This is a genomic window from Bacteroidota bacterium (assembly GCA_016714535.1).
In the GTDB taxonomy this organism is placed as follows: domain Bacteria; phylum Bacteroidota; class Bacteroidia; order AKYH767-A; family OLB10; genus JADKFV01.
The window spans coordinates 590,396-603,509 of sequence record JADKDR010000002.1 but is presented as its reverse complement, the minus strand read 5'-3'; the positions used below and the strand labels follow the sequence as shown (position 1 = coordinate 603,509).

General features: G+C 39.7%; 9 protein-coding genes and 1 pseudogene. 8 read left to right on the top strand and 2 right to left on the bottom strand.

Annotated elements, in window-relative coordinates; translation table 11 throughout:
* Positions 1-77 precede the first annotated feature (77 nt).
* Both IPO27_05600 and IPO27_05595 read left to right on the top strand, forming a co-directional pair.
* Positions 78-677 carry a redoxin family protein gene (locus IPO27_05600; protein MBK8846066.1) on the top strand — a complete coding sequence of 200 codons (600 nt, stop codon included), beginning with the start codon at positions 78-80 and terminating at the stop codon, positions 675-677.
* 18 nt (positions 678-695) lie between these two features.
* On the top strand, positions 696-2,039 hold the full coding sequence (locus IPO27_05595; protein MBK8846065.1) for a hypothetical protein: 1,344 nt from the start codon (positions 696-698) through the stop codon (positions 2,037-2,039).
* Between the two features lie 172 nt (positions 2,040-2,211).
* Here IPO27_05595 and glmS read toward each other — a convergent pair.
* Positions 2,212-4,046, bottom strand: a pseudogene (gene glmS, locus IPO27_05590) (glutamine--fructose-6-phosphate transaminase (isomerizing)).
* Between the two features lie 214 nt (positions 4,047-4,260).
* Between glmS and uvrA the strand changes: the two are divergent.
* A complete protein-coding gene (uvrA, locus tag IPO27_05585) occupies positions 4,261-7,128 on the top strand; it encodes an excinuclease ABC subunit UvrA (GenBank protein ID MBK8846064.1) in 2,868 nt (955 codons plus the stop codon).
* A gap of 264 nt (positions 7,129-7,392) precedes the next feature.
* A complete protein-coding gene (locus tag IPO27_05580) occupies positions 7,393-8,232 on the top strand; it encodes a hypothetical protein (GenBank protein MBK8846063.1) in 840 nt (279 codons plus the stop codon).
* 586 nt (positions 8,233-8,818) lie between these two features.
* Here the strand turns inward: IPO27_05580 and IPO27_05575 are convergent.
* Positions 8,819-10,072, bottom strand: a complete 1,254-nt coding sequence (locus tag IPO27_05575) for a methionine adenosyltransferase (protein ID MBK8846062.1) — start codon at positions 10,070-10,072, stop codon at positions 8,819-8,821.
* A 268-nt stretch (positions 10,073-10,340) separates the two neighbouring features.
* Between IPO27_05575 and IPO27_05570 the strand changes: the two genes are divergently transcribed.
* From IPO27_05570 to IPO27_05555, 4 genes are all read left to right on the top strand, one after another.
* Positions 10,341-11,135, top strand: a complete 795-nt coding sequence (locus tag IPO27_05570; GenBank protein ID MBK8846061.1) for a thymidylate synthase — start codon at positions 10,341-10,343, stop codon at positions 11,133-11,135.
* 158 nt (positions 11,136-11,293) lie between these two features.
* A complete protein-coding gene (locus tag IPO27_05565) occupies positions 11,294-11,809 on the top strand; it encodes a dihydrofolate reductase (GenBank protein MBK8846060.1) in 516 nt (171 codons plus the stop codon).
* Positions 11,806-12,138: a nucleotide pyrophosphohydrolase gene (locus IPO27_05560; protein ID MBK8846059.1), complete on the top strand. Its 333-nt coding sequence runs from the start codon at positions 11,806-11,808 to the stop codon at positions 12,136-12,138. The genes IPO27_05565 and IPO27_05560 overlap by 4 nt, the downstream gene beginning before the upstream one ends.
* Positions 12,135-13,103, top strand: a complete 969-nt coding sequence (locus tag IPO27_05555; GenBank protein ID MBK8846058.1) for an ABC transporter substrate-binding protein — start codon at positions 12,135-12,137, stop codon at positions 13,101-13,103. Before IPO27_05560 ends, IPO27_05555 begins: the two co-directional genes overlap by 4 nt.
* Positions 13,104-13,114 lie beyond the last annotated feature (11 nt).

Genomic DNA, 13,114 nt, shown 5'->3' with positions numbered 1-13,114 from the left:
ACAGTTAATACAAAAAAGACCTATACCTTCGCCAAAAACAGAAGACTATTTGCAAATAAGTCTGTTATAAAATTAACTTGAAAAACAGAACTAAATTAAACATTACAGGATTTACGGTGGTTATTTTACTTTTAATAATATGCACCGTTAACTTGAGATGTACCAACGCATCGCTGCCAGAGACACTACTTTATGACCTTGACAGCACAGAGGTAAATTCAAAACTACTTTTTTCAAAGTCGGTTAATGTGTTTTATTTTTTTTCGCCCGAGTGTCCTATTTGTCTTGGCTACACACTTACCTTACAAACTATTGATAGCACGTTTAAAAACAAGGAAATTAATTTCAACATGATTATACCTGCAGCGCATGTTAACTTAGCTATTATAAAAAAGTTTGTTTACGATTACCATATACCCTGCAAGGTTTATGCAGATCAAGCTCATGCATTTATAAAAAAGATGGATGCCCGGGTTACCCCGCAGGTAATGGTAGCTTCTGACCGAGGAGAAATTTTGTATACCGGATTAATAGATGACTATGCCCTAGCGCCCGGAGTAACACGGCAACAAGTAACTAAACATTACCTAACCAATGTGTTAAGTCAGTTGCTTGCTGGGCAAGCACCTGCGATTTCACAAACAACACCTCAAGGATGTTATATCGAATTTGAATAATCTTTGCATTTTTGCAGCATGCGTCTGCTTCTGATATTTTCTATTTCTATTATACTGCTTCAAAGTTGTAAGCCCAAGCCCACCTTTGTTGATATAGCTCCTATCATTTATAAAAATTGTAGTGGCTGCCATCGACCGGGACAATCAGGACCCATGAGTTTACTGTCCTATACCGATTGCAAGAAAGTAGCACATACGATAAAGTATACTACGGAATCGCGACAGATGCCGCCATGGCCTGCCGATGTAAACTATGTTCAATTTTTGGATGAAAAATTCCTTACCGATGCAGAAATAAAACTAATAAGCGATTGGGCAGAGAATGGTGCCCTCGAAGGCGACAAAGAAAAAACACCAAAAGCACCTTCGTTTCCGGATAGTAGCGAAATTGGCATTCCCGATTTGCGCATTCCATGCGAGCCCTTCCTGATCAAGGGAGATAAGCGCGAAAAGTTTATCATGATGAAAGTTCCGTTTACGCTTGAAAACGATACCAATATACGTTGCATAGAATTTGTAGCCGGCAATAAAAAACTTATACATCATATGAACGGGCATATGATTACCTTTGATAAAAGGGAGCCTGCTTTACTTTATGCTCCACCCTTTATAGTTGACCGCGATACGGCTTACGAAATTTCGGAGTCGGCACACAACCTTCATTTGCTAGCTGATGATGGCAGTTACCCTACCATGTATGGAAGTGTAAGTAACTACCTGCCCGGCACGGGCACTATGATATATCCCAATGGTATTGGGGGTTGGCGTATACACAAAAACTCAGCGCTATTATTAAGAGACATTCACTATGGTGCTACTACCATCGATCAATGGGACAGCTCTTACTTCAACCTGTTTTTTGCAAAAGAAAAACCGGTGCGGCCCACACTCGAAATTCAATTGGGCACCTTAGGCATTTCGAAAATTGAACCTCCTTTAATTATTCCTCCAGATAAGATTACTACTTACCGCACTCAGGCAACCGTACCGGTTGCTATTTCTATCCTGACTATTAACCCTCACATGCATCTTATTGGAAAAAGCTTTTGGGCTTATGCATTAACACCGCAACAAGACACCATTCGAATTGTGCGAATAAATAAATGGGATTTCCGTTGGCAATATTTTTATACATATCCAAAACCAATAATAATTCCGGCAGGTAGCACCATTTATGTAGAAGGCAGTTTTGATAATACAGACAAAAACCCAAATAATCCCAATAACCCGCCCATAATAATACGCGAACCTGTAGGTGGTAACATGCGCACAACGGACGAAATGTTTCAATTAATAATTACCTACCTGCCTTATCAAAAAGGCGATGAAAAAATAGATTTGAGTAAAAATACGATTGATTGAAAAAAACAGATTTTGTAATTTAAATCGTTAATAGCTACTTACATCATCTTGGTTACAAAACTCGGGAATGCTTCTTCTTGAAATCTTCCAACTGTTCTCCACCAAATTTTAATCGTGGTGTATAACTTAATCAGCTACATGTAGCGCGCAGGAAAGGCAGAATAACCTATGCTTACTCCACTGTCACACTCTTTGCCAAATTGCGTGGCTGATCGACATTGCAACCTCGCAATACAGCAATATGATAACTTAAAAGTTGCAAAGGCACAACGGCAACTAACGGTACCAGTATATCATCTGTTTCGGGAATTTCAATTATATAATCGCTCATCCTGCGAACAACATCGTCACCTTCGGTAACGATGGCAATGATAGTTCCCTTGCGTGCCTTTACTTCTTGTATGTTGCTCACTACTTTCTCGTAAGAGGCATTTTTTGTTGCAATAACTACCACCGGCATTTCCTCGTCAATTAAGGCAATGGGGCCATGTTTCATTTCGGCTGCCGGATAGCCTTCGGCATGTATGTAAGATATTTCTTTTAGTTTTAATGCGCCTTCTAATGCAACCGGGAAACCATAACCACGGCCGAGGTATAGAAAATTACGTGCATCCTTAAACTTAACCGCTAACTCTTTGATAACATCGTTTTGCGCCAACACTTTTTCTATTTTTTTAGAATACTTTCCAGCTCATATAAATATTCGCGTAGTTTAGATTCGCTTATCGTACCTTTTTTTGTAGCTAATTGCAAAGCAATTAGCGTTAGCACTGTTACCTGTGCAGTGAAAGCCTTGGTGCTGGCAACACCAATTTCGGGGCCTGCATGGGTATATGCACCGGCATGTGTAGCACGAGGTATAGAAGCACCCACCACATTGCAAACACCAAATATGGTTGCGCCTTTTTGCTTGGCAAGTTCTATGGCAGCAAGGGTATCAGCCGTTTCGCCCGATTGCGAAATGGCAATCACCACATCTTCTTCCGAAATAATTGGATTACGATAACGGAACTCCGAAGCATATTCTACTTCGACCGGAATGCGTGCGAGGTCTTCAATTAAATATTCGGCAACCAATGCTGCATGCCATGAAGTTCCGCAGGCGGCAAAGATGATTCGCTTGGCGTTTAAAAACTTTGTTTCGAATTGCGACACACCTCCCAATCGTAAGCGACCCGTTTTGGCATCAAAGCGACCACGCATACTATCCCATATTGAATTGGGTTGCTCAAAAATTTCTTTCAACATGAAATGGTCGTACCCACCTTTTTCTATTGCCTCCAATTTTAATTCGAGCTCTTGTATAAAAGGAGTTTTGGTTTGGTTTTGTATGGTCTTTACAGTTAGTTTTCTGTTTTCTACAATGGCTACCTCGTTGTCATCAAGATATACTACATTCTTTGTATACTCTACAATGGGCGTAGCATCTGAGGCTACATAAAACTCGTTATCGCCAATACCAATTACAATAGGGCTGCCTCTGCGCGCGGCAATAAGCAAATCTGTGTGTTGCTTCGATATAATTACAATAGCATACGCTCCTACCACTTCGGTAAGGGCTGACCTTACTGCATGCTCAAGGGTTACTTTTTCGTTCAGGTATATTTCTTCAATAAGATGTATAAGCACTTCGGTATCGGTATCACTCTTAAAGGTGTGCCCTTTTGATATCAATGCTTTTTTGATGGTCTCATAGTTTTCGATAATCCCGTTGTGAATAATTGCAAAGTTTTCAGATTCGGAAAAATGAGGATGAGCGTTGCGGTCGTTAGGCTCTCCGTGGGTAGCCCAACGTGTATGGCCCATACCAACTGTGCCTTGCACATCTTTACCTTCCAGATATTTTACAAGGTCACTTACTTTGCCTGCTTTTTTGTAAACAGTGAGCTTGCCATTTAGCAAGGCTACACCTGCACTGTCATAACCTCGGTATTCAAGTCTTTGCAAACCTTTTATTACGATGGGATAAGCCTGTTTATCTCCTATGTATGCTACTATTCCGCACATGTTGAACTATGTTTTTTTAAAAAAATATAACGAAATGCGAAAGTACTAAAGTTTTGATATAGGCGGTGATTTATATTGATTCATCTTAATGATGATTTAACACATTGATCCTTGATTGTGCATTTTTTTCAATAAAAAATACAGTTTGTATTTTCATAACTACCACAGGGTGCGAACTAAATGTACATTTGCATCCGCAAAAAAAAAATCCACCGTGCTTAAGCAAAAAGTAGAAGATCTCGACCCTAAACACTTTATAATCATAAAGGGTGCAGCTGTAAACAACCTGAAGCATATAGATGTGGCTATACCTCGTAACAAGTTGGTGGTAATAACAGGAGTATCGGGGAGTGGCAAGAGTTCGCTGGCATTTGATACGCTATATGCCGAAGGGCAACGCAGGTATGTTGAGAGTTTATCATCGTATGCAAGGCAATTTATGGGCAAGATGGATAAACCCGAAGTAGAGTACATTAAGGGCATTGCCCCTGCCATTGCCATAGAGCAAAAAGTAAACACGCGCAACCCCCGAAGTACCGTAGGCACCAGTACCGAAATTTATGACTATCTCAAATTATTGTATGCGCGTATCGGAAAAACATATTCGCCTATAAGTAATGAATTGGTAAAAAAAGATGATTTGGAAGATGTAATTAATTACATAGCCACCCTCAAAAATGAAACGGTTGTATTATTGCTTGCACCCATTACACTAAGTGCCAAGCAAGAATTACCCACCATGCTCAGACTATTGCTGCAAAAGGGGTTTACACGAATTGTACTGGAAGGAGAAATTGCTAAAATAGAAGACGTGGCAACACGTGCACCATCCAAAGCGCGCACTCCAAAGAAAAAAACCGGACCAGATTTTTATATCCTTGCCGACCGTATTGTAGTAGATAAAGAAAGTGAAGAAATGGCAGCACGTATAAGTGACTCAGCCAACACTACTTTTTACGAAGGTCATGGAAGCTGCATAGTTGCTAACTTGCAGGATGGGTTGCTCCAAGACTTCAAAGAATTTAATAATCGGTTTGAACGTGATGGAATGACGTTCGAAATTCCTAATACCAATTTATTTGCATTCAACAATCCATATGGTGCCTGCAAGCGGTGCGAAGGATTTGGAAACATCATTGGCATCGACCCCGATTTGGTAATACCTGATAAATCGCTTTCGGTGTATGAAGGAGGCATAGTTTGCTGGAATGGAGAAAAAATGTCTGCATGGAAAGATCTTCTCATAAAGAGCTCTTACAAATTTGATTTCCCTATACATAAACCTATTTATGATCTTACCAAAGCTCAATACCAGGTGTTGTGGAAAGGTAATAAGTACTTTCATGGGTTAGATACTTTTTTTGCCGAACTCGAAAAACAAATTTATAAAATTCAATACCGTGTAATGCTGGCACGATATCGAGGCAAAACGCTTTGTCCCGAGTGTGAAGGCACACGTTTGCGTGCCGATGCCAACTATGTAAAAATAAAAGACACGAGTATAAGCGAACTTGTATTGATGCCTGTAGATAAAAGTCTCGTTTTTTTTAAATCTTTAAAACTCAGTAAACACGATGCTGAAGTTGGAAAACGAATTCTAGTAGAAATTACCAACCGATTACAATACCTTAGTGATGTTGGATTGGGCTACCTTACACTTAACCGATTGAGCAATACCTTAAGCGGTGGCGAGTCGCAACGAATAAATTTGGCAACCTCTTTAGGCAGCAGCCTTGTTGGAAGTATGTATATTTTGGATGAGCCAAGCATTGGATTACATCCACGTGATACCGAGCGATTGATAGGCGTATTGCAATCGTTAAAAAAACTTGGCAATACACTTATAGTTGTAGAACACGATGAAGCAATTATGCGCAATTCCGATCAGTTGATAGATATAGGTCCGTATGCAGGCACCGATGGAGGGCACCTTGTTTTTCAAGGTACTTTTGATGAGCTGGTAGATGAGCGAGAGAGCCTCACAGCACAATATCTTACTAACCGGCTCGAGATTCCGTTACCAGAAAAAAGAAGAAAATGGAATATGTCATTTGAAATAATTGGCGCGCGAGAAAACAACCTGAAAAATTTGCGTGTCAAATTTCCTCTAAATGTTATGACGGTAATTACTGGAGTTTCGGGTTCGGGTAAAACTACCCTCATCAAAAAAATTGTGGTGCCGGCACTTATGAAAATGCATGGTGGATATAGTGAAGCTACAGGCAATTTTGATAAACTGGATGGTGCCTATCAGCAAATTAAAGGGGTGGAAATGATTGATCAGAATCCGATAGGAAAATCATCGCGCAGCAACCCCGTTACTTATATGAAAGCGTATGATGAAATACGTGCTTTGTATGCAGACCTGCCTATGTCGCAAATGCGAAAATTAAAGCCATCACATTTTTCTTTTAATGTAGAAGGCGGTCGTTGCGAAACCTGCGAAGGCGAAGGCATGGTAACCATAGAGATGCAATTTATGGCAGACATTCACTTGAAGTGCGAAGCTTGTCATGGCAAAAGATTTAAGGATGAAGTACTGGCTGTAAAGTACCGTGAGCGCAGTATAGATGAAATACTTGAAATGACGGTAAACGAAGCGCTTGATTTTTTTACCTATACCCAAACGCTAGACAAATTTAATGGTTACGAAAAAAAGATTGCGCAAAAAATTCAGCCGCTTAAGGATGTTGGATTGGGTTATATTAAATTAGGACAGGCATCAAGTTCATTGAGTGGTGGCGAAGCACAACGTATAAAGCTTGCCAGCTTTCTGGTGAAAGGTACCGGTGCCACCGATACGCTTTTTATTTTTGATGAACCTACTACAGGATTACACTTTCATGATATACGTAAATTACTCGAGGCTTTTAATGCACTGATACGACAAGGCAACTCGCTCCTTATAATTGAACACAACACTGAAGTAATTAAATGTGCCGACTGGATTATTGACCTCGGCCCCGAAGGTGGTGAAGAAGGCGGGCAACTTGTTTTTGCCGGAACTCCCGAAGACCTGGTAAAGGAGAAGAAAAGTTATACCGGAAAATATTTGAAAGAGAAGCTAACGTCTAGATTATAAAATCAATTTATTGTCCATATGGTTGACCTAAATTTGGATACCCGAAACTTATTGGCTACTAGTAGTCACTAGTTTTGAACTACTAGGTGCTTGTTGCATTTTTAATTTGTATTGATTGCGATTGGAGAAAACTTCAACTATTGGCAAAAACCAAAGTTTTTCAAAGCAAAATTTTATTGTCTTTATTGAACACTACATTCAATCAGATATACTTCCTATATTGCAGTTCCCTTAATAATCATTTAACCTTTAAAAAATAAATTTATGAATATTCTTGTGATGGGTTCACTCGACACTACCAATGCAAAATGTACCGAATTTTTACAATCTTTTGCCGCAGAATTAGTTGAAAACGGACATAAACTTTTGAATGGCTGCCGCAACGAAATGGATAAGGTATTAACGGAGAATATGAATAAATTGCTAATCGAAAAAGGACTCAATCCACATGAGTATATTACCAGTTATGTAGAGCCGGGTCACACGCCTGTTCACGATTTTGGTACTATTTTAAAATCGCGTTGCACAAGCTGGGGAAGTTTAGCTTCTCTTGGTCTTCCAAAACCTGAAACAGTACAAAATGCTGATGTGGTTTTTGTAGTAGGAGGAAATGACGGAACAAAATGTGCTGCTAACTGGGCGGGAATTTGCAATAAGCCGCTTCTTCCTATAAGTAATTTTGATGGTGCTGCTGCCGAAATTTTCGCACTTGAACTTAATGATTTCGATAAGAAATATGGCATGCGCATAGATAAGTCGGATTTTGAAATGTTGAACCAAATTACTACAGACTCTGCACGTATTGCACAGGATGCGCTAGCACTAGCAGCGCGAATTATTTTTTCGAATCAGGTGTTGGTGATCATGTCGTATTCGGGCGATGCAAAACTCGAAGATGCTTACGATTCCATTCAAACAATTTGCACCGAGAATAAATATACATGCCTACGTGTGAACGAAGGCAACCAAACCGAACGTATAGTGCCCGAAATTTTCAAACAAATGAGTCGCTCGGCATTTGTAATTGCAGATATAAGTGAACCAAAACCAAATGTTTTTACGAATTGGGATATGCACAAGGCTTACAAAAAGATGTTATTATAACTGCATGGGAGGACACCGAATTACCTTTTGATGTAGCCGACTTTCCAGTTATAAAATGGGGCAGCCAAAAATATTTGAAAGACAAGTTAAGGGACAAAATTAGTTTGCTGGCAAAAAAGCACGGGCGTATATATACCGAATAGAAAATATGGTTGGAGGAAACTTCTACCCAAGGCAAAAATAATAATACACTCTAAGGCACTAAGGCACAAAGTTTTAATGGATTGTATTTCTTATTGCCTTTGCGTCTTGGTGGCTAAATTGTTTTGAAATGATAAAAATTAATAGCCACAAAGGCACTAAGACGCAAAGTTTTATTGCATTGTATTTCTTCGTGCCTTTGTGGCAAAAGAAAACTCCAAGCATAGGCAATGGATAAACTAAAAAACCGAAGGAATAATTATTTATCACTAACCCCGATTGTAGCGGAAATCCTTTTTTTTATTTTTCGATCGCACCAAAAAAAAGATTGGAGTGTAAAGCGGGAACTCATTGTAATTTGCAAGGAGATGTCCGCTGTTTCTTAATCATAAAAAAACCGCAACGGTGTGGCTGCGGTTCGTTTATTACGTGGATTTGCAATTGCTTATAGTGCGAATGCTTTTTTAATGGCTTGCACGTAATTCAATTCTTCCCATGGAAATAGTTTGACTTTGATTTTTTTCTCGTTGACTTTTCCTTTGTTGAATATTTTGGTTACTTCTTTGGTATTGCGTCCCATGTGGCCGTATGATGCGGTTTCGGAGTAGATAGGTGTGCGCAAATTGAAACGTTGTTCAATGGCATAGGGTCGCATGTCAAATATGGTTTCTATTTTTTTGGCAATGGCACCATCGGTCATTTGTACTTTTGAACTACCGTAAGTATTGATATAAAGTCCAACTGGCTTGGCAACGCCTATGGCGTATGCTACTTGTACCAATACTTCATCGCACAGGCCTGCTGCTACCATGTTCTTTGCAATGTGTCGGGTAGCATATGCTGCGCTACGGTCCACCTTACTTGGATCTTTGCCAGAGAATGCTCCACCACCATGTGCACCTTTGCCACCATAGGTATCAACAATAATCTTACGCCCTGTAAGGCCGGTATCTCCATGTGGTCCACCAATTACAAACTTACCGGTTGGATTTACATGGTACACAATTTTATTATTGAATAATGCCTGCACACGCTTAGGCAATTTTTTCATTACACGTGGCACCAGTATGTTGATTACGTCATCCTTTATCTTCTTAAGCATTACGGCATCTTTATCAAAGTCATCGTGCTGCGTGCTAATTACTATTGCATCTATACGTACCGGTTTGTTGTTATCATCATACTCAATTGTAACCTGGCTTTTAGCATCGGGGCGCAGGTATTTCATCGTTTTTTGTTCTTTGCGAATGTCGGCTAACTCGCGCAACAATAAATGGGCAAGTTCTAAAGGCAGTGGCATGTAATTATCTGTTTCGCGACAGGCATAACCAAACATCATTCCCTGATCGCCTGCTCCCTGATCCATTGGATTTTTGCGCTCAACACCGCGATTAATATCGGCCGACTGCTCGTGTATTGCACTTAGCACTCCGCATGAGTGTGCCTCAAACATATATTCGCTTTTGGTGTAGCCTATTTTGCCAATAACTTCGCGCGCAATTTCTTGCACATCAAGGTATGCCGATGATTTTACTTCACCCGCAAGTACTACCTGCCCGGTAGTTACGAGCGTTTCGCAAGCAACTTTGCTGCTTGGGTCATAGGCAAGAAAATGATCAATTAATGCATCGCTTATCTGATCGGCTACTTTGTCCGGATGTCCTTCGGATACGGATTCTGAGGTGAATAAATATGCCATATTTTAAATTTTTTTTATCGTGTATTTCTGTTTAAAAAATATATTTTTTGAATGTCTTGCTTTGTTAAGTGATAAAGGTCAAGTTTTATTAATCCTGCCTTGTCAACTTTGAAGGGCTGCAAACCTACAAGATTTGTATATAAACACAAATGGTTTTTTATAAACTTAGATGTGCATGTTATAAATGCTTTGTTGGTATTTTAAGTATGTGAGCAAAATTTTGCAAATGAACATTGCCTACCTTTGCAACCTCATTCAAATTATTAAGATGCAGCAATATCTTGACTTACTAAAACATGTGATGCAACACGGGGTGCAAAAACATGACCGCACAGGCACCGGAACCAAGAGTATATTTGGTTATCAAATGCGCTTTAATCTGGCTGATGGATTCCCGATGGTAACAACCAAAAAGCTGCATCTGCGCAGTATTATTCATGAGTTGTTGTGGTTTATTTCGGGAGATACAAATATAGCCTATTTGAAAAACAATGGTGTAAGCATTTGGGATGAATGGGCTGATGAGCATGGCGACCTTGGCCCTGTATATGGAAAGCAGTGGCGCAAATGGGAAACCGCTGATGGCCGTGTAATAGATCAACTGGCACAAGTGATAGCGATGATTAAAAAAAATCCAGACTCGCGCAGGTTACTGGTTAGTGCATGGAATGTTGCAGATGTAGATTCGATGGCTTTACCTCCTTGTCATAGCTTGTTTCAGTTTTATGTAATTGATGGAAAATTAAGTTGTCAGTTGTATCAGCGTAGTGCTGATATTTTTCTGGGGGTGCCATTCAACATAGCCTCGTATGCGTTGCTTACCGAAATGGTGGCACATTGCTGCGGCCTCCTTGCAGGCGAGTTTATTCACACCTTTGGCGATGCTCACATTTATAACAATCATATGGAGCAGGTGAATCTGCAGCTTACGCGCACACCACTTCCCTTGCCAACACTAAAATTAAATCCGAATGTACGAGATGTGTTTGCCTTTAAATTTGAGGATATCGTAATTGAAAACTATCAATGCCACCCGGCCATAAAAGGACAAGTGGCAGTATAGTTATAGTTAGAAAAGCTGCCTCAATTAAACCTTTGCTTCTTCCTATTTGTTATAGTTATGAATGCAAATAATTCGAATATTTTATACTTACATTCACACTGAATTATATTTAAAAGAAGCTGCCAATTCTAAACCTTTGCAGTAAAAATTTAGCACGTATGAGTACTCCAGGTATTAGCATCATTGTAGCCATAGGAAAAAACAATGCCATAGGAAAAAACAATCAGTTGCTGTGGAAGCTTTCGGATGACTTAAAATTATTTAAACAACTAACTACAGGACATACCATCATTATGGGTCGCAAAACTTATGAAAGCATTATGCGGCCATTACCCAACAGGAAAAATATTGTGGTTTCGAAAAACAAGAACTTAAAAATAGAAGGAGTTACCACTGTGAGTAGCCTTGCAGATGCCTTTGCATTATGCAAAGGCGAAGAAGAAGTTTTCATCATAGGTGGTGCACAATTATACCAACTAGGGTTGCCACTGGCTGATAAATTATACCTGACCATAGTTGATGCTACCTTTGAAGATGCCGATGTTTATTTTCCTGAAATCAACATGAATGATTGGGAAATAACAGAACAAAGGAACTATGCTAAAAATGAAAAAAATGAATTCGATTTTGAATTTTTTGTAATGAAAAAAAATGACAATTTGAAAAACGTATGACCATAATTGAGGCGCAACAAGAAATTGATGGTTGGATAAAAACCGTAGGAGTCAGATATTTTAACGAACTCACCAACATGGCTTTACTCATGGAAGAAACGGGAGAGCTTGCGCGCATTGTGGCACGTAAGTATGGTGAGCAATCGTTTAAAAACAAAGAAGAGGAACATAACCTTGGCGATGAAATGGCCGATGTATTGTTTGTGTTGATTTGCCTTGCAAATCAAACCGGTGTAAATCTGGAAGAAGCATTGAAACAAAACCTGGAAAAGAAAACTACACGCGATGCTACAAGGCATCAGCAAAATAAAAAAATAAATCCAACATGATAATTAAGAAAAGCAGTTACGGCTGGTTAGTTTGTGTTTTGCTAACAGTACATTTATTTTCATGTACGAATAAAGGTGATGGCCGCATGCCTGAAATAGGATTTTTGGATGCTTTTGAAGATGCCACCATTAGTCAGGCACGCGATGGCTTTGTTGCTGCCCTTGCCAAAGCAGGGTATGTGAATGATTCTACTGTTCGCATTAAATTTTTGAATGCACAAGGCGATCTTGCAACTTTGGTGCAAGCAAGCCAAAGTATGGTTGCAGCAAATAAAATATTAATTGCTACCAACAGCACGCAGGCAACCATAGCGGCAGCTAAGCAAACCAAAACTATTCCTATTGTAATGATGGTAGCTCCACGGCCTGATATTGCAGGCCTGCAGATAGATGGAGAAAAACCTAAAAATTTGTTTGGGGTGTATGAAGTTTTAAATTACCTGGATACTTCGGTAGTAGTGATGCAACGGCTAATGCCACAAATAAAAAAAGTTGGGGTAATGTGTAATCAGGCAGAATCGCAATCCCGCGATGCACTTGAAGTAATTACTAACGCATGTAAGCGGCAAGGAATTGAATTGGTGGTGTTGAGTGTAAGTTCATCGGGAGAAGCACAAGCAGTTACAGATGCATTGCTTGCGAAAAATATTGATGCCTTCTTTGCTCTCCCCGACAATATAATTTTTTCGGCATTCGAAACCATTTCCCGCAGCTGCGAAAAAGCAAGTGTCCCCATATTTACCAGCGAGGCAGGTCTTGTAGCACGCGGTGCACTTGCTTCGTATGGCGCTAACTTTTATCAATGGGGCTATCAGGCCGGTGTGCAGGCTGCCGTTTACCTTAAAACAAAAAATACCAAACAACTAAGTTTGCAAGAAGTGGCGAATCGCCACTTTGTAATTAATAAAAAGCAAGCAACAAAATTTGGCATTGAACTGCCCATGGGGTTTGAGGTAATTGAATAAGAAAAGTTAAT

Bases quoted from the DNA above. Each gene is read 5' to 3' on its own strand.
- IPO27_05565 (MBK8846060.1), top strand. From the start codon at position 11,294: ATGAGTACTCCAGGTATTAGCATCATTGTAGCCATAGGAAAAAACAAT.
- IPO27_05555 (MBK8846058.1), top strand. From the start codon at position 12,135: ATGATAATTAAGAAAAGCAGTTACGGCTGGTTAGTTTGTGTTTTGCTA.
- IPO27_05560 (MBK8846059.1), top strand. From the start codon at position 11,806: ATGACCATAATTGAGGCGCAACAAGAAATTGATGGTTGGATAAAAACC.
- IPO27_05595 (MBK8846065.1), top strand. From the start codon at position 696: ATGCGTCTGCTTCTGATATTTTCTATTTCTATTATACTGCTTCAAAGT.
- IPO27_05575 (MBK8846062.1), bottom strand. From the start codon at position 10,072: ATGGCATATTTATTCACCTCAGAATCCGTATCCGAAGGACATCCGGAC.
- IPO27_05570 (MBK8846061.1), top strand. From the start codon at position 10,341: ATGCAGCAATATCTTGACTTACTAAAACATGTGATGCAACACGGGGTG.
- IPO27_05580 (MBK8846063.1), top strand. From the start codon at position 7,393: ATGAATATTCTTGTGATGGGTTCACTCGACACTACCAATGCAAAATGT.